Here is a 16,049-nt window from a genome sequence, read left to right on the forward strand (position 1 = left end):
GCGTCTCAGGTCGCGAGACGCCGGCACGGCCGGTTCCGGCCCGCTCCCGTCCGGGGGCGCGTCGTCGCCAGGCCCTGCCCACGTGCGGATTCAGCGGGGTGACATGCCCGGCCGGTCCGGAGTGAGACCTGTGTGGAATGTCATCCCGAAGTGTCCGACCACTGGACCTTCCTCGCCCCCCGTTCACGTCCTCCGGTTACGCTCCCCACATGGATGACTCGCAGGTCCTGGTCGCGTCCAACCGCGGACCGGTCTCCTTCAAGCTCGCCGATGACGGCACGCTCTCGGTCCGGCGCGGCGGCGGCGGTCTGGTCTCGGCCATGGCCGGCCTGGACGGGGACATCCTGTGGATCTGCGCGGCGCTGTCGGACGCCGACCGCGCCGCGGTCCGCCGGGCGGAGGACGGGCGGCTGGACGAGTACGGCGCCGGCGCGGTCCGCATGCTGGACATCCCGGTCGGCACCTTCCACCGCGCGTACAACGCCGTCGCCAACTCGACGCTGTGGTTCGTCCATCACATGCTGTACGACACCCCGAACAGCCCGCACTTCGACGCGCGCTCCCGGCGGGACTGGCAGTCGTACGAGGCGTACAACGCGGCGTTCGCCGACGCGCTCGCCCGGGACGCCCGGCCCGGCGCGAAGGTGGCGATCCAGGACTACCACCTGACGCTCGCCCCGGGCATGCTGCGGGAGCGCCGCCCCGACCTGAAGATCGCGCACTTCTCGCACACGCCGTGGGCGCCACCGGAGTACTACCGCCTGATGCCCGACGACATCGGCCGCCAGGTGCTCGAAGGCGTTCTCGGCGCCGACCACGCCGGTTTCCACGCCGAGCACTGGGCCGACGCGTTCATCGACTGCTGCGCCTCCGTGCTGCAGGCGAAGGTCGACCGCGTCGCCCGTACGGTCGTCCACGCCGGGCGCGTCACCCGGGTCGGCGTGCACGGGCTCGGCGTCGACGGCGTGTCGCTGCGCGCCCGCGCCGCCGAACCCGACGTGCGGGCCCGCAGACAGGCGCTGCGCGAGCAGGTCGGCGATCGCAAGCTGATCGTGCGGATCGACCGCACCGAGCTGTCCAAGAACATCGTGCGGGGGCTCGCGGCCTACCGGGAACTGCTGGCCAAGCATCCGGAGTGGCACGGCCGGGTCGTGCACCTGGCCTTCGCCTACCCCTCGCGGCACGACCTGCCGGAGTACCGCGAGTACACCGCCGCCGTGCAGCGGATGGCGGCCGAGATCTCCGACGAGTTCGGCGACGCGGGCTGGGAGCCGCTGATCCTCCAGGTCAACGACGACTATCCGCGCTCGCTCGCGGCGTACGGCCTGGCGGACGTCCTGCTCGTGAACCCGATCCGGGACGGCATGAACCTCGTCGCCAAGGAGGGGCCGGTGCTGTCCGAGGACGGCTGTGCCCTGGTGCTGTCCCGCGAGGCGGGCGCCGCCGCCGAACTCGACGAGGACGCGTTGATGATCAACCCGTTCGACGTGTCACAGACGGCGGAGGCCCTGAACCAGGCACTGCTCATGCCGCGCGCCGAGCGCGCCGAGCGCTGCGCCCGGCTGACCGCCGCCGCGACGGCCCTGCCGCCGCAGCGCTGGTTCGCCGCGCAGCTCGACGCCCTGGACCACCGACCGTAGCCCGCACGCGCCGCCGGTCCGCCGGACAGCACGACACGCTGGACCGCCGACCGTAGTCCTCGCGTTCGCCGCGCCGGGCGGACGCCGGGACCACCGGCGTCGGCCGTCAAGAGCGCCGGTCCGCCGCGCCGGGCCCGAGCCTCGTGCTCGGCGCCGGCGCCGGAGCCCGGAGGCCCGTCACACGGTCGCGCTCGTGAGCCGGGCGGCCACCTCGGACGGCTCGTCCCGGCGCCGCAAAAGGTCCTTCGCCTCGCGCTTGCGGGCGGCGAGCCTGCGATGCGCGGCCACGCGCAGGTAGCGCGTGTAGTCCGGCAGCGGCGGCCGGCCCGCGCCGTCCGGTTCGTACCCGTGTGCCCGCAGCCGGTCGGCCGCCACCGTCTCGCACAGGGCGAGTTCGGCCGGTGTCAGCCGCTCCCGCCAGGTGCCCGACCGCGCCGTACTGACCGCGCCGTGGGTCCGCGCGTGCCAGGTCTTGCGGCCGGGGACGGCGACGGCCGCCACCTTTTCCGGCTCGCACATCGCCGGGTCGAAGTCCTCGCCGAGGAACGCGCACAGGGCGGCGAGCTCGGCCTGCGGGTCGGCGATCAGCCGCTCGTAGTACATCCGGTGGTAGGCGCCGGGACCGAGCGTCCGCGCCGCGCGTTCGCCCGCGTCGATCGACTCCATCCAGGTGGCGAGGGCGTGCTGGACGTCCAGCTTGTACCAGGCCATCTCCTTCAGCGACGCCACGCAGTCGCGCGCGTCGCGGACCAGGTGCACGATCTGCGCGTCGGGGAACATTCGCCGCAGCGCCGGGATGCGCTGGAAGTAGCCGGGCCGTTTGTCACCCCAGCGGGGTTTGCCGAACCTCGCGGCGTAGGCGCGCAGGACGATGCCCAGCGCGGAGCCGAGGGTCGGCGGTCCGGCGACGATCTCCTCGATCACGGCCCGGCCGTCCAGTCCGAGGTCCGCGAAGCGCGTCTGTTTCCGCTCGACGATCCAGCGCGCCAGGGCGCGCCGGTTCTCGGGGTCGTTCAGGTCTCCGAACCGATGGCGCTCGTCGTACGCGGCCATCACGAAGCGGTTCTCGGGCGGGATGGCGATCCGCGGATGGGCGTGCAGCATCAGCTGCAGCATCGTGGTCCCCGACCTCGGGCAGCCGACGACGAAGACGGGGCGTTCCGGCTTGGTCATGCGCCGGAACGCTAAAAAAGGTTAATGAAACGTAAGTGAGAATTAACCTAAGATCGACTTTTCGTTATTTCAGGTCGAATAAGTGGATAAGGGATAGCCGGAAAGACCCCGACGCCGCAGGGGGTACTTCCCGGAAAGTTCGGGCGAGGCCTCAGGACCGGAGCCGGCGGCTCCGGTCGTCCTCGTCGTTCAGGACTGGGCGGCCGATCCGTAGTCGTTGCCGAGCGCCTGCCGGAACTGCTTGCGGGCCTCGTGGATGCGCGACTTCACCGTGCCGAGCGGCAGGTTGAGCTGCTGGGCGATCTCGCTGTACTCCAGCTGGGACACGTCGCGCAGCACCAGGGCCTCGATCAGGTCGGGCTTGCGCCGCTCCAGGTCCTCCATCGCGTCGAGGATGTCGACGCGCGATCCGGCGATGACGCTCGTACGATGCGGGTCCGGGCGCTGCTGGGGCAGTTCCCCCGCCTGCTCGACCGAGCGGCGCTTGAGCGACCGGTACGTCGAGCGCGCGGAGTTGGCCACGACCACGTGCAGCCACGTGCTGAACCGCGACCGCCCTTCGAACCGGCCGATGTTGCGGGCGACCTGCATGAGGGCGTCCTGGCAGGCCTCCTCGGCATCCTGGCGGCAGGGCAGGAACCGGGAGCAGTGCCGCAGAACGTCCGGCTCGATCACGCGGAGCAGTTCGTTCAACGCGTTCCGGTCACCTCCCGCAGCACGCGTCGCCAGTTCCTCGGTCCGCTCGTCGTACGCCATGACCCCGCCTCGCCCTCGATATCGCCCGGCTTTGGGCATGATACGGGGGTGTCCATGCCTTCAGCCGTCGGTCGTTACCGAATCGATCGTGTCCTCGGATCCGGGGCATTCGCCTCCGTGTGGCTCGCCCACGACGAGCTGCTCGACGCCCCGGTGGCCATCAAAGTGCTGGCCGGAGGGCTCATCGACGACCTTGACGTACGCAACCGGTTCCTGGAAGAAGCCCGGATCCTGCGCCGCGCCGACTCCGAACGCCTGGTGCGGGTCCATGACATCGGCGAGCTCGAGGACCGCCGGCCGTACTTCGTCATGTCGTACGCCGACCGGGGGACGCTCGCCGACCGGATGCGGGAGCGGGAGCTCTCGGTCGCCGAGACGCTGCGGCTCGCCATCGAGATCGCCCACGGCGTCGAGGTGATCAACCGGCTCGGTGTCATCCACCGTGACCTGAAACCGTCGAACATCCTGTTCCAGTCGACGACCGACGGTGGTGAACGCCTGCTCATCGCCGACCTCGGGCTCGCCAAGGCGCTCGCGCACGCCTCCGGCGCGTTCACGATGCCGGTCGGCACGCCGGGGTACATGTCCCCGGAGCAGGCGCGGTTCGGCGGCGGCCTCGACGTCCGCGCCGACGTGTACGGTCTGGGCGCGCTGACGTATCACCTGCTCACCGGGGACCCGCCGGGCCCTGCGCCGGTGCAGTCACCGCCCAGCGCGGCGCGGCGCGGCCTGCCCCCGACCCTCGACGAGATCGTGATGCGGGCGCTCGAAGGCGACCGGGAGCGTCGCTGGCCGTCCGCGGAGGCGTTCGCGGCCGCGCTGAGCGTTCCGCTGATGTCCGTCGCCGACGACGCGACCCTGCGGGACGCTCCCGCCAGGGCGGACGAGGCGACGATGGCGGACCCCGGGTCGGGCGCGTGGCCCTCGGGCGGCCCGCAGGACGCGGGACCGGCGGACCGGACCGGTGACGAGGGCTCCGGCCGGACCCTGCGGGTCTCCCCGATCCCCGACGATCCGGCAGGGCCGGGCGGTCCGACGGAGCCGGGCGGTCCGGCAGGGCCGGGCGGTCCGGCGGGATCAGGCGGCCCCGACGACGGGCCGTCGAGCCGTACGCTCCGGGTCCCCTCGCTCGGCGACGATCCGGGCTCGGCGCCGCCGTACGACGCCCGCGACGCGACGATCCGGACACCGCCTCCCCCGGTGGGCGGCAACGAGACCGTGGTGGACCTGCGCGTCGAGCGACCGAGCGGCCGGCGCGACGCCGGAGACCACCGTCCCCCGGATCCGTCCGGATCCGGGCCGCGCCGACCCGGTGATACGGGCGGCGGCTCGTCCGGGGAACCGAACCGCAAGCGGCTGCTGATCGTGGCCGGCCTGGCCGCGGTGCTGGTCGTGGGGGGCGGCGGCGCCTTCGCCATCAGCAAACTGACCGGCTCCTCGCCGGATCCCAAGCCCGGGGACGGCCTCGTCACCGTGACCGACGTGACGGGCCGGCTGAGCATCCGCGTACCCGCGGCCTGGAAGCTGCAGACCGAGCACACCACCTGGCCGGTCACCGTCTCGGACCGCGCGAAGGCGCCCGCGCTGCGCGCGACGCCCGACTACGCCCAGTTCGTCAAGGACGACGTCCCGACGCCGGGCGTCTTCGCCGGGCTCACCCACGACCTGAACGTCACCCTGCCGCCGCGCGCCCTGGGCAACCATCGGGCCAAGTGCACGCCGGGCGCCGCACAGCCGTACAAGCACGGCACGCTGGTCGGCCAGATCAACCCGTGGCGGTGCGGCTCGATCACCATCAACGAGGTCGGCCTGAAGGACAAGAACGGACGGTACGCGATGTGGGTCCGGGTGAAGCTGGCCGGCTCGCCGGACATCACCCGGAAGATCCTGGACAGCATCCAGGCCAAGGGCTGACCGGCCGTACGATATATCGTTCGACATATCGGCGGAGAGAGGCCATGCGCAGAGGATCAACACACCGGGAGGAGCGCGCGGCGTTCGGCGACTGGGGGCCGGCGTTCGGCCCGCGCGGCCGTGGTGGGCGCGGCGGGCGCCGTACGAAGCGCGGCAACGTACGGGCCGCCATCCTCGCGCTGCTGGCCGAACGCCCGATGCACGGCTACGAGATGATCCAGGAGCTGGAGAGCCGGACCGGCGGGATCTGGCGGCCCAGCCCCGGCTCGGTGTACCCGACGCTGCAGCTCCTGGAGGACGAAGGGCTCATCTCCGGACAGGAGTCGTCCGGCAAGCGGCTGTTCGCGCTGACGGACGCCGGCCGTGCCGAGACCGCGGCCGCCGCCGGGCGGACGCCGCCGTGGGCGGAGATCACCGAGGACGCCGGCGCGGCCGCCACCCACGTCCACTCCGCGACGGGCCAGCTGATGATGGCGCTCCGGCAGGTCATGCACGCGGGCAACGAGGAGCAGCGCGAGCGCGCCCTCGACGTCATCAACGACGCCCGGCGCCGCCTGTACGGCATCCTCGCCGACGACGACTGACCCGCCGCCGGGAGGCCCGCGTCAGGCCAGCTCGGCGGCGAGGCTCTCGACCAGCCCGACCACGCCGGCCGGGCCGTCGACGATGACGTCCGCGCGCTCGGCCAGCGCGGTCACCTCGTCGGAGGAGCTGCACACCTTCACGCCGGGAGTGCCCTCCTTGCGCAGTGCGTCGATCGCGTCGTACGCCGCGAGGTCGCCGAGGTCGTCGCCGGCGAACAGCACCGCCGACGCGCCGCGCTCGGCGGCCAGCCCGCGCAGCGCCGCGCCCTTGTCCATGCCCGGCGGCCGCAGCTCGAGCACGAAGCGGCCCGGCTCGACGACGAGGCCGGTGCGCTCGGCGAGCGCCTCGAGAAGGCTTCGCAGGCGTTCGAGGGCGACCTGCGGCTCGGCGGCGCGCCGGGTGTGCACGGCCAGCGCGAGCCCCTTGTCCTCGATGGCGACGCCCTCGGGGGCGTTCGCCAGGATCCGGGGAAGCTTGGCGCGGACCTCCGCGACCCCCGGCGGCGGCTCCGGAGCCTCCAGGACGCCGTTCTCCCACCGCTCCCGGCCGTACTGGCCGAGGACGACCAGGCCCTGGAGGTCGGCGAACCCGCCGACCTCGACAGCGGTCGCGGCGGGACGGCCGGTGATGACCGCGACCGTACCGACGAGCGGCGCCAGCCGGCGCAGCGCCGGCACGACGCCCGGATGGGCCCGCGCGGCGGCGGGGTCGTCGACGATCGGCGACAGCGTCCCGTCGAAGTCGAAACCGATCAGGGCCTCCCGCGGGCGGGCGCGGATCGCGCCCAGCCCATCGGCTCCGGCATCCGTCTGCGACTCCACCGCCACGGTCATGCGGCCTCCTTCGTCGGCGGAGTGACCAGAGGCACTGTGCTCATCGGCTCACTCGCTGCGCTCCTCACGGGGCCTCCTGAGTAGGCGTCAGGTTCGGATACCGAGCCTACGCGCCGCCCGCTGGCGCTGGCGGGCGGACCGCTGACGACGCAGCCGCTTCACCAGCATCGGGTCGTGCTCCAGCGCCTCGGGGCGGTCGATCAGCCGGCCCAGGATCTGGTAGTAGCGGGTCGACGACACGTCGAACAGCTCCCGGATCGCCTGCTCCTTGGCACCGGGGTGCTTCCACCACTGTCGTTCGAAGTCGAGGATGTTGCGGTCGCGCTCGTCCAGGCGGCCGTCGTCTTCCTTGTCAGGGCCATCGCCCCGGGCGTTCGCCGGTTGCATCAGGTCCCCTCTTTACGGGTCGGGGGGCTGTCATGCTACGCGTGATCGGCGACTTGTTCGCGGTGTTCGCCGGGACGGGCCTCGACGTAGTCTGCAAGCGTGGCGCCCACCAAATGCGTATCGCTGCTGACCGACTACGGGCTGGAGGACGGGTTCGTGGCGGCCTGTCACGGGGTGATCGCGCGGATCGCCCCGGCCGCCCGCGTCATCGACATCAGCCACCTGGTCCCGCCCGCCGACGTGCGACGCGGGGCCGCCATCCTCGCCCAGACGGTGCCGTACCTCCCCGAGGGCGTGCACGTCGCGGTCGTCGATCCCGGTGTCGGCACGACGCGGCGAGCCGTGGCGGTGGCCGGCGGCGGCCGGATCTTCGTGGGGCCGGACAACGGCGTGTTGTCCTGGTGCGTCCCCGACAGCGACGCGCGCGCCTTCGAGCTGACCAACCGCACGCTGTGGCTGGAGCCCCTGTCGGCGACGTTCCACGGCCGCGACGTGTTCGCGCCGGTGGCGGCGCACCTGGCGGCGGGCCTGGACATCGCGGCCGTCGGAGAGGAGTTCGACGTCTCCGACCTCGTGACGCTGCCCCGGCCGACCCGCCGCGTCCAGGAGGGCACGGTCGACGGCGAGGTGCTGACCGTGGACCGGTTCGGCAACGTGCAGCTCTCCGTGACCGCCGATGACCTGCGCCGGATCGGCGCGGTCATCGGGGTGCCGCTGGGCATCGTGCTCGGGCGCCGGACGCTCACGGTGCCGTACCGCGAGACGTTCGGCGCCGTGCCTCCCGGGGAGCTGGTCGCCTACGTCGACTCGGCGGGCTGCCTGGCGCTCGCGGTGAACTCCGGAAACGCGGCGCAGCGCCTGGGTCTGCCACCGGGAGCGCACGTCCGCGTCGCCGCCGCGCTCGCGTCGACGTACTGAACCCAAAGGAAACGTCAAGTCCGCAGGTCCGAATGCGGCATGATCTCCGCCATGGGATTTTCGCGTTCCGACTGGCGCCTGATCGCCATCACCGTGGTGGCGACCGCGGCGGCCGGTGTCACGCACTTCGGCAAGATCGGCGGTACGGTCGTCCCGTTCGTCGTCGCGGCGATCGCCCTGGCGCTGCTGGCGAGCCTGGTCGGGCGCAGCGTCGAGAACCTGGCCGACCGGCTGGGCGCGGGGGCGACCGGCGTCGTCCAGAGCGCGCTCGGCAACCTCCCCGAGCTGTTCGTCGTCCTGTTCGCCCTGCAGAAGAAGCTGTACGACGTGGCGACGGCCACGATCGTCGGCAGCATCCTCGCCAACGTCCTGCTCGTCCTGGGACTGGCGTTCCTGCTCGGCGGGATCAAGAACGGGCCGCAGAAGTTCGGCAGTGAGGCCGCCCGCACCCTGTCCACGCTGCTGGTCCTGTCGGTCGCGGCGCTGCTGGTGCCCTCCCTCACCGCGGCGCTCGGCTCGCACGCGACCAAGGCGGCGCTGCACGAGCGCAACCTCTCGGTCGTGGTGTCCATCCTGCTGCTCTGCCTGTTCGCCGTGTCGCTGCCCAGCTCGATCAAGCGGCAGAAGGCCGACGAGGCGCACGCCCCGGCGGAGCTGCCCGTGAAGGCCGCCGCCCTGAGCGCGGAGGGGACCGCCGTCGGCGACGGCGTGGCCGGAACCGCCGAGCCGGCCGCGGCGAAGCCGGAGCCCGCCGCGGCCACGGCGAAGGAGTCCGCCCACGGGCCGACGTGGCCGCTGGCCGTCGCCCTGACCATGCTGGCCGTCACCGGAGTCGGCGCGGCGTTCGTCTCCGACTGGTTCGTGGCCGCCCTCGAGCCCGCGATGGACTCCCTGGGCATCTCCCAGGCGTTCGCCGGACTCGTCATCGTGGCGATCGCCGGGAACGCCGTCGAGAACGTCGTCGGCATCCAGCTCGCCCTCAAGAACCAGTCAGACTTCGCGCTGTCGGTCATCCTGCAGAGCCCGCTGCAGATCGCCCTGGTCGTCGCGCCCGCCCTCGTCCTGCTCTCCCCGCTGGTCGGCGCGTCCTTCACCCTCGTGCTGTCGCCGCTCCTCATCGCCGTGCTCATCATGGCCGTCGTGATCACCGTGCTGGTCGTCCTCGACGGCGAGTCGAACTGGCTCGAGGGCGCGACGCTGATGGTGCTGTACGGGATCATCGCCACGGCGTTCTGGTGGGGATGATCCCGCCAGATGCGTGCGGAGGTGACGCGCTGAATTACTGTGACGATGTGGGTACCGACATCGACCCGAGCGTCGCGGAGATCGAGCAGGCCGCGTTCCAGCTCCGCAGACTCTGGGTCAAGCCGCAGCTGCTACGGCGGCTGCGCGAGAGCTGCGAAAACGGACGCGGCATCCAGCTGTCCAACCTGATGGTCATCTACGCCGTCGCCCGGCAGGGCGAGGAGCGCGGTGACGTCACCGTCGGCGCCGTCGCCGAACTCCTCGATGTCGACCCGTCGACCGCCAGCCGGCTCGTCGGTCACGCCATCGACGCCGGCTTCGTCTCCCGCCGGGCGTCACCGGTCGACGCCCGGCGCGCCCACCTGCAGCTGACCGACGCGGGCTGCCGGATCAAGCTGATGGCCGACGAGTTCCGCCGGCACTTCATCGGCCGGCTCGTCGCCGACTGGACTCCGGACGAACGCTCGGAGTTCGCCCGGCTGCTGCGCCGCTTCAGCGACGCGGCGGCCGGTGTCTCCATCGACGAAGAGGAGGCCGGCAGGCTCCTGGAGGCGGCGACACCGGCCGCCGACCGGTCCCACGAGACCTCCCCGGAGGTCACGCGGCACCGCCCGAACGGCTCTTAGCGTCCGCCTCAGGAGCGCAGGACGGCCAGCCGCTCCCGGTACTCCTCCTCGTCGATCTCACCCCGCGCGTACCGCTCGGCGAGCACGGACTCCGCGCCGCCCGGTGACTTCGCGCGCCGCCAGAGCAGGTAGCCGCCTCCGCCGAGGACGAGCAGCCAGAACAGACCGAACGCGAGGGGGATGACGGGCCACCAGCCGTGGCCGCCTCCGTCGTGCCAGGGACCGTGCCCGGCCAGGATCATCGCTTCCATGCCCCGATCGTGCGCCCGCGTCACCCGCCGGGTCGTCCTACGGCGGGAGGCTTCCGCCGTACGCCGGGCGGAGCAGACGAGACCAGGCTCCCGGACCGGCACCGTTGAACAGGCGCGCCCAGACCGGCACCACCGAGCAGGCGAGCTCAAGCCCCGGACCGGCAACGCCGAGCAGGCGAGCTCAAGCCCCGGACCGGCAACGCCGAGCAGGCGAGGTCAAGCCCCTGCGTGGGCACCGCCGAGACCGTCCGCTGCGTTCCGGGCCGCCGGAGCAGTTCCGCGACGCCGCGTGACGGTCCGGGTCCCCAGCGCTCCGAAAACGGTACTTCGTGGGAGCGTTCCGCGCCCCTCCCGTGGCAGAATGACGCCCGCCGCCGATACCGGGGAGGGAACCGGTGCCCGTGTCCGAGCCCCGCCGCACCTTTCCTCGCCTCGTCTCCGCGCTCCTGGCCGGAGCAGCCGTCGCGGTCCTGTCCATCCCGGCCGCCCAGTCCGCCGTGCCCGGCCGGCCCCAGCGTCCGGCCGTCCGTACGGCAACGGCCGACCTGTTCCGCGGCCAACAGTGGACACTGGGCGCTCTGCACCTTCCGCGGGCCTGGAAGTACTCCCGTGGCAACGGAGTGACGGTCGCCGTGCTCGACACCGGGGTCGACGGCCACCAGCCGGACCTCACGGGACGTGTGATCGACGGCCCCGACTTCACCGGCCACGCGCGCAAACCGGGCACTCGCTACTGGGGCCGCCACGGCACCGAGATGGCCAGCCTGATCGCGGGACACGGTCACGGCACCGGCGGCAGCGCGGGCATCATGGGCGTGGCGCCGGAGGCGAAGGTCCTGTCCATCCGGGTCACCTGGGAGCTGGGCGACCCGATGCGGAACGACCACGCGCAGGTGGCGCACTCCCGTGACTCCATCGCCAAGGGCATCCGGTACGCCACCGACCACGGCGCGCAGGTCATCAGCATGTCCCTCGGCGGCGGCAAGCTGTTCTACAACGGCAACCCGCTGGAAGAGTCGGCGATCAAGTACGCCCTGGACAAGGGCGTCGTCCTCGTGGCGTCGTCCGGCAACGACGGCGCCACCGGGAACCGCCGCAACTATCCGGCCGCCTACCCCGGTGTGATCGCCGTCGGCGCGGTCGACCGGGCTTTCAAACCGGCCAAGTTCACGAACCGCCACGCGTACGTCTCGGTCGCGGCGCCCGGCGTCGAGATCGTCAGCGCCGACGTGGCGGGCCACGGCTACGTCCTGGGCACCGGGACCAGTTCGTCGGCCGCGCTCGTCGCCGGGGTCAGCGCGCTGGTGAAGGCCCGCTATCCGCACCTGTCGGCGGCCGAGGTCAAGCAGGCGCTCGAACAGGGCACGACCCACCACCCGGCCGACGGCCGGAACCCCGCGATCGGCACCGGCGTGGCCGACGCCCTGGGGTCGCTGCGCGCGGCCGCGCGCATCAACAAGGCCGAACACGGCGGCGCGACCGTCGACCAGCCGCAGTCCTCGTCCACCCGACCGGGCGCCACCGGGCATCCGGCGGGCGGCGGCCCGGATCTCATGCTCGTCGCCGTCCTCAGCGGCGGCGGCACGCTCCTCGTGCTCAGCCTGATCCTGGGCTGGCGGCAACGCCGCAGACGCCTCGCCCGCGCCGCGGCCGACGCAGAGGAGGACCCCGCCCCGCCGGTCGCCGCCTCCAGCCGTGCGGAGGACGATCCCCGGCGGCCACGCCCGCCCGCGCACGCCCCTCGGCAGGGCGGATCGTCGGGCCGCTCGCCCTGGGAGCCCAGGGCGTCCGAGACGCCCTCCCCCTGGGAACCACGGTCGACCCGGTCGCCGTCGCCGTGGGAGCCCCGCTCCCCCGAGCCTCCGTCGCCGTGGGAGTCCCGCTCCCCCGAGCCGTCGGCGGCCCGGGAGCCGCTGCCGCCGGACCTCACACCGGGACTCTCCGGTCGCCCCGACGTCTCACCGCGGCCGGGTCAGGGCGAGCCCGGCTCCGCCACCGCCCGGTGGCGGTCCCGCCAGTCGGAGCCCCCGCCCGGGACTCCGGCGTCGCCCGGGGGTCCGGCGTCGCCCGGCGGTGGGTTCCCCGACACCGGTCCGCCTCCCACGTCCGGGTCGCCCGATCCGGCGCCCTTCTCCCGTACGAGCGACCGGTCCCCCGCCGAGCCGTCGCCCTGGTCAGGGGCCGCCCCGGCGGAGCCACCCCGCACCGAGCCCTTCGCCGCCCCGGCATGGTCCCCGGCGGCGGACCGCGCGCCCTCCTCCGGCCCGGGGCTGCCACCGGCTGCGGACGGCCGACTCCCCTCCGGACCGGGAACGCCGCCGGCGACCGACAGCGTGCCCTCCGCCGGCCCGGGGGTACCGCCCGCGGCGGACGGCGGACTCCCCTCCGGCCCGGAGGTACCGTCGGCGGCCGGCGGGAGGCCCTCCTCCGGCCCACCGTCCTTCGCGCCGCCGGCCGGGCCGGCGTCTCCGGCGGAGCCCTCGGGAGCCCCAGACGAGCCGGCGCCGGCCGACCCCGTACGTCCGCCGTCCGCACCGGAACGCCGGCCGTTCTGGACGCCGCCGGGCGAGCGCGGTGACGAGACGACGTCCGGCGGCCGGTTCCCGGACGTCCGGGGCGCGGACCCGCTCAGCGACGGGCCGATCGACTCCTCCGACGTCGGCACTCCGCTCGCGGACGAGAGCTGGGACAGCATCCACCGCGGGTTCGACCGGCTGAAGGAGGACACCCGCAACTGGGGGTCACCGCTGGACGGCGGAATGTTCGGCTGGTCGAGCTCGTGGAGCTCGTCGGAGGAGACCACGGACCCGCCGCCCGCCGAACCCGACGACGAATCCGAGACCTGACGGGGGCTAACCCCACCTCCGCGACGCCTGCCGTCCCCATGGGCGGGACCGGGCGTTCCCGATAGCGTGCTGGGCAGTCCGACGGGGAGGGAGTTCACTCGTGCGTAGAGGTGGCCTGGCCCTGCCGCTGCTCGCCGTCCTCGCCCTCTCCGGGTGCGGCTTCGGGGTGCGCTTCGGCGATTACAAGCACAAATTCACCTCCGACGTCACCGTGAGCGGTCCGGTGAAGGTCGTGAACATCAACTCCGGCACCGGTCGGGTGACCGTCACGCCGGGCGGCACCCAGGTGAGGATCCACCGGATCGTCCGGTACCAGGACGGCAGACCGCACTTCGGCCAGCGGCTCGACGCCGGAACCCTGACGTTCACCAAGGACTGCTCGCGCTGCACCATCGACTACGAGCTGGCGGTCCCCGCCTCCGTCGCCGTCCGGGCCCACTCCGACAGCGGCGGGATCGACGTCCGCGGGGGCGCGACCGCCGACGCGAGCAGCGACTCGGGCTCCGTGACGGTGCGTTCGGTCAAGGGCGCGGTCCGGGCCCACAGCAACTCGGGCGCGGTCGTGGTCAAGGACGTCGGCGGTCCCCTCGACCTCATGACCGACTCCGCGTCGATCCGCGCCGTCCGGCTGGGCTCGCCGACCGTGCGGGCGAAGTCCGACTCCGGCAGCATCCGGCTCGAGTTCGCCACCGCGCCCACGGACGTACGCGCGACGACCGACTCCGCGTCACTCCGCGTCGCGGTCCCCGGCGGCCCGTACAACGTGGACGCCGAGACCGGCAGCGGCGGCAGAGACGTCTCCGGCGTTCCGCACAACCCGAACGCTCCGCGACGGCTCTACCTGCGCACCGACTCGGGCCAGTTGACCGCCGAGCAGACGACGCCCTGAGGCGGCGCCGCGCGCCCGCTTCCTGAACCGTTGATGGCCGCGAAGCATCCGTCCCAAGAAGCCTCTTTTGCCACAAGGCTTCCGATCAGGGGGTCGGAGGGTGAACCATGCTTCTTATGCGGGAAACAACGGTTCCGGCAACGTCGTACGCCGACCGCGCGATGGCGCGGGTGGCCTCGTGGCCCGGTGTACGCAGCGGACGCGCCGCCTGCGGCCTCGGTACGGCACTGAAGGTCGGCGGTCGCCAGCTCGCGCACGTGCACGCCGACGGCTGCGCGGAGTTGCGGCTGACCTGGCCGGTCATCGGCCGGCTCCGCCGCCCTCTCCTGGAGTCCGGCCGCGTGCAACTGGCCCCCGGCGGGGACTGGATCCGCGTACGGCTCGACACCGACGGCGACGTCGACCTGTTCGCCTCCCTGGCCAGCGTCGCCATCAAGGCGAACACCTCCGCAGGGCGCCGGAGAACCGCCGGGGCCTGCATGACGATGGCGCAGGCCAAGGTCAAGGAGGCCATGCGGTCCGGCCGCCCGGCCGCCGTACCGGACGACCTGCGCGAGCCCCGCCTCCGCACTCCGTAACGCGCACGAGGCGGTGCGGGCTCCACCGTGATCGTCGGCGGTTACTGCCCAAAGAGCGCAGCGTGCGCCAGTGAGAATGATCACCCATCTGCCGCAAAGGACGCCCTGTCGGCTGTCGCCTTCGGCGGGACCGACCCGCTGCCGCGCGACGACAACGCGATCGCCGCGCCGCAGGCCGCCAGGAAGCTCTGAGTCCTCGGCCCCGACAGGCCGAGACCGGTCCAACGAGCGGGTGCGGCGCATGAGCGCCGCCCCGTGACATGAGGTGGGAGGGGATCGATCCCTTCCCACCTTCTGCGTGATGCGATGGCATCATCAAAAACGTGACGGTCGATGGAGCCGGGGCGGCGGTCTTCCGTGAAGGGGCCACGGTGGTCCGGCGGGACGTGCTGCGCGGGAAAGTGTGGTCGGCGACCCCCTGCCGGGTGATCCGTGACAGCGGCGCCACGCTGATGCTCGCCTGCTGGCCGGGCGTCGAGATGCTCGCGCCGACCACCTGGATCGAATGGCTCCGCACCGGTGACCACACCGTGCGCGGACAGGCCGTCCCGAACCTGGCCGCCGGCCGCTGGGAACTCGACCGGTGGGTGTGGCGGGACACCACCCTGCTCCTGCGGTACGAAGCCGACCGGCACTTCAGCGTCAGCCGGTTCTTCGACGCCGAGGGCCGCTGCGGCGGCTGGTACGTCGACTTCATCCGCCCCGTTCAGCGGACACCCGTCGGCGTCGACACCTTCGACCTGCTGGTGGACCTGGTCGTGGCCGCGGACCTGTCGGAGCACCGCTGGAAGGACGAGGACGAATACGCCCAGGCGCGCCGCCTGGGGCTGATCGACGACGCGCTCCACCGGCGCGTCGACACCGCGCGGCAGCAGGTCGTCTCCCTCATCGAGTCCCGCCAGGGCCCCTTCGCCGACGACTGGTCGTCGTGGCAACGCGATCCGTCCTGGCCGGTACCGAGACTCCCCCAGGAGACGCCCGCCGATTGAGGACGCGGCACGCGCGGCCCGGCCGAAGGCGGCTACGGCGTCGGAGAGCGCGCCGCACCGGCGCTCAGTCGAGGGCCTCGTACTCGGGCGATGGGTCGAGCAGTTCCGGGTGCTCCCGCCAGTAGTGGGCTCCGTGGAGGGTCAGCATCGCCCAGTGCCATGCCTCGTCGTGGAAGACGAGTCCGCGGAACGGCGCGTCGCTCGCCTCGTAGGGATAGCAGTCCAGAGCCGCCGCCTCCGCCTGAGCCGGCGGCAGACCTCCGTACCGTCGCATCACCCACGCGAAGCGTCGGCGCTCGGCCTGGAGGTATTCGGCGTATTCCTCTTCGGACCAGTCGGCCACGCTCCACCATAGAACGGCGCCCGCCGAGCGGCGCCACCTGCACGAGCGTGACCAAATTGCCGCTTTCGAATGCCTT

General features: G+C 72.8%; 16 protein-coding genes. 10 read left to right on the plus strand and 6 right to left on the minus strand.

The window, feature by feature from the left end; genetic code table 11:
- Positions 1 to 209 precede the first annotated feature (209 nt).
- Positions 210 to 1,640, plus strand: coding sequence for an alpha,alpha-trehalose-phosphate synthase (UDP-forming) (locus tag ABD978_RS18375; protein ID WP_345355306.1), 1,431 nt, complete (start codon positions 210 to 212; stop codon positions 1,638 to 1,640).
- Positions 1,641 to 1,817: 177 nt separating this feature from the next.
- On the opposite strand, the gene ABD978_RS18380 is transcribed toward ABD978_RS18375, so the two are convergent.
- Both ABD978_RS18380 and ABD978_RS18385 read right to left on the minus strand, forming a co-directional pair.
- Complete coding sequence (locus ABD978_RS18380) at positions 1,818 to 2,813, minus strand: sulfotransferase family protein (protein WP_345355309.1); 996 nt, start codon at positions 2,811 to 2,813, stop codon at positions 1,818 to 1,820.
- Positions 2,814 to 3,002: 189 nt separating this feature from the next.
- Positions 3,003 to 3,569: an RNA polymerase sigma factor gene (locus tag ABD978_RS18385; protein ID WP_345355312.1), complete on the minus strand. Its 567-nt coding sequence runs from the start codon at positions 3,567 to 3,569 to the stop codon at positions 3,003 to 3,005.
- Between the two features lie 54 nt (positions 3,570 to 3,623).
- On the opposite strand from ABD978_RS18385, the gene ABD978_RS18390 reads away from it, so the two are divergent.
- Both ABD978_RS18390 and ABD978_RS18395 read left to right on the plus strand, forming a co-directional pair.
- A complete protein-coding gene (locus ABD978_RS18390) occupies positions 3,624 to 5,483 on the plus strand; it encodes a serine/threonine-protein kinase (RefSeq protein ID WP_345355944.1) in 1,860 nt (619 codons plus the stop codon).
- A gap of 44 nt (positions 5,484 to 5,527) precedes the next feature.
- Entirely contained in the window at positions 5,528 to 6,067 is a 540-nt protein-coding gene (locus tag ABD978_RS18395; RefSeq protein ID WP_345355315.1) for a PadR family transcriptional regulator, read from the plus strand.
- 21 nt (positions 6,068 to 6,088) lie between these two features.
- On the opposite strand, the gene otsB is transcribed toward ABD978_RS18395, so the two are convergent.
- Both otsB and ABD978_RS18405 read right to left on the minus strand, forming a co-directional pair.
- Positions 6,089 to 6,901: a trehalose-phosphatase gene (gene otsB / locus ABD978_RS18400; RefSeq protein ID WP_345355318.1), complete on the minus strand. Its 813-nt coding sequence runs from the start codon at positions 6,899 to 6,901 to the stop codon at positions 6,089 to 6,091.
- A gap of 87 nt (positions 6,902 to 6,988) precedes the next feature.
- Positions 6,989 to 7,288 carry a DUF3263 domain-containing protein gene (locus tag ABD978_RS18405; RefSeq protein WP_345355321.1) on the minus strand — a complete coding sequence of 100 codons (300 nt, stop codon included), beginning with the start codon at positions 7,286 to 7,288 and terminating at the stop codon, positions 6,989 to 6,991.
- A 99-nt stretch (positions 7,289 to 7,387) separates the two neighbouring features.
- Between ABD978_RS18405 and ABD978_RS18410 the strand changes: the two genes are divergently transcribed.
- Genes ABD978_RS18410 through ABD978_RS18420 form a run of 3 tightly spaced genes read left to right on the plus strand, consistent with a single transcriptional unit; the run spans position 7,388 to position 10,077 of the window.
- The gene (locus ABD978_RS18410; protein ID WP_345355324.1) at positions 7,388 to 8,206 is read left to right on the plus strand and encodes an SAM hydrolase/SAM-dependent halogenase family protein; all 819 of its coding nucleotides are present in this window, start codon (positions 7,388 to 7,390) and stop codon (positions 8,204 to 8,206) included.
- 51 nt (positions 8,207 to 8,257) lie between these two features.
- Positions 8,258 to 9,451: a calcium:cation antiporter gene (locus tag ABD978_RS18415; protein WP_345355327.1), complete on the plus strand. Its 1,194-nt coding sequence runs from the start codon at positions 8,258 to 8,260 to the stop codon at positions 9,449 to 9,451.
- A 47-nt stretch (positions 9,452 to 9,498) separates the two neighbouring features.
- On the plus strand, positions 9,499 to 10,077 hold the full coding sequence (locus tag ABD978_RS18420) for a MarR family winged helix-turn-helix transcriptional regulator (RefSeq protein WP_345355330.1): 579 nt from the start codon (positions 9,499 to 9,501) through the stop codon (positions 10,075 to 10,077).
- Between the two features lie 8 nt (positions 10,078 to 10,085).
- Here the strand turns inward: ABD978_RS18420 and ABD978_RS18425 are convergent, their stop codons facing one another.
- On the minus strand, positions 10,086 to 10,328 hold the full coding sequence (locus ABD978_RS18425) for an SHOCT domain-containing protein (protein ID WP_345355333.1): 243 nt from the start codon (positions 10,326 to 10,328) through the stop codon (positions 10,086 to 10,088).
- Between the two features lie 401 nt (positions 10,329 to 10,729).
- Here ABD978_RS18425 and ABD978_RS18430 point away from each other — a divergent pair, with 401 nt between their 5' ends.
- From ABD978_RS18430 to ABD978_RS18445, 4 genes are all read left to right on the plus strand, one after another.
- Entirely contained in the window at positions 10,730 to 13,174 is a 2,445-nt protein-coding gene (locus ABD978_RS18430) for a S8 family serine peptidase (protein ID WP_345355336.1), read from the plus strand.
- 100 nt (positions 13,175 to 13,274) lie between these two features.
- Positions 13,275 to 14,063, plus strand: a complete 789-nt coding sequence (locus ABD978_RS18435) for a DUF4097 family beta strand repeat-containing protein (protein ID WP_345355339.1) — start codon at positions 13,275 to 13,277, stop codon at positions 14,061 to 14,063.
- A gap of 116 nt (positions 14,064 to 14,179) precedes the next feature.
- On the plus strand, positions 14,180 to 14,641 hold the full coding sequence (locus ABD978_RS18440) for a luciferase domain-containing protein (protein ID WP_345355342.1): 462 nt from the start codon (positions 14,180 to 14,182) through the stop codon (positions 14,639 to 14,641).
- Positions 14,642 to 14,964: 323 nt separating this feature from the next.
- A complete protein-coding gene (locus tag ABD978_RS18445; protein ID WP_345355345.1) occupies positions 14,965 to 15,630 on the plus strand; it encodes a DUF402 domain-containing protein in 666 nt (221 codons plus the stop codon).
- Between the two features lie 64 nt (positions 15,631 to 15,694).
- On the opposite strand, the gene ABD978_RS18450 is transcribed toward ABD978_RS18445, so the two are convergent.
- On the minus strand, positions 15,695 to 15,973 hold the full coding sequence (locus ABD978_RS18450) for a hypothetical protein (protein WP_345355348.1): 279 nt from the start codon (positions 15,971 to 15,973) through the stop codon (positions 15,695 to 15,697).
- Between the last annotated feature and the right edge of the window lie 76 nt (positions 15,974 to 16,049).

It is taken from the genome of Actinoallomurus liliacearum, assembly GCF_039542035.1.
Classification (GTDB): domain Bacteria; phylum Actinomycetota; class Actinomycetes; order Streptosporangiales; family Streptosporangiaceae; genus Actinoallomurus; species Actinoallomurus liliacearum.

Excerpts from the sequence above, each read along its gene's own strand:
- ABD978_RS18440 (WP_345355342.1), top strand. The coding sequence starts at position 14,180 with ATGCGGGAAACAACGGTTCCGGCAACGTCGTACGCCGACCGCGCGATG.
- ABD978_RS18375 (WP_345355306.1), top strand. The coding sequence starts at position 210 with ATGGATGACTCGCAGGTCCTGGTCGCGTCCAACCGCGGACCGGTCTCC.
- ABD978_RS18425 (WP_345355333.1), bottom strand. The coding sequence starts at position 10,328 with ATGGAAGCGATGATCCTGGCCGGGCACGGTCCCTGGCACGACGGAGGC.
- otsB (WP_345355318.1), bottom strand. The coding sequence starts at position 6,901 with ATGACCGTGGCGGTGGAGTCGCAGACGGATGCCGGAGCCGATGGGCTG.
- ABD978_RS18380 (WP_345355309.1), bottom strand. The coding sequence starts at position 2,813 with ATGACCAAGCCGGAACGCCCCGTCTTCGTCGTCGGCTGCCCGAGGTCG.
- ABD978_RS18390 (WP_345355944.1), top strand. The coding sequence starts at position 3,624 with ATGCCTTCAGCCGTCGGTCGTTACCGAATCGATCGTGTCCTCGGATCC.
- ABD978_RS18395 (WP_345355315.1), top strand. The coding sequence starts at position 5,528 with ATGCGCAGAGGATCAACACACCGGGAGGAGCGCGCGGCGTTCGGCGAC.
- ABD978_RS18415 (WP_345355327.1), top strand. The coding sequence starts at position 8,258 with ATGGGATTTTCGCGTTCCGACTGGCGCCTGATCGCCATCACCGTGGTG.
- ABD978_RS18385 (WP_345355312.1), bottom strand. The coding sequence starts at position 3,569 with ATGGCGTACGACGAGCGGACCGAGGAACTGGCGACGCGTGCTGCGGGA.
- ABD978_RS18405 (WP_345355321.1), bottom strand. The coding sequence starts at position 7,288 with ATGCAACCGGCGAACGCCCGGGGCGATGGCCCTGACAAGGAAGACGAC.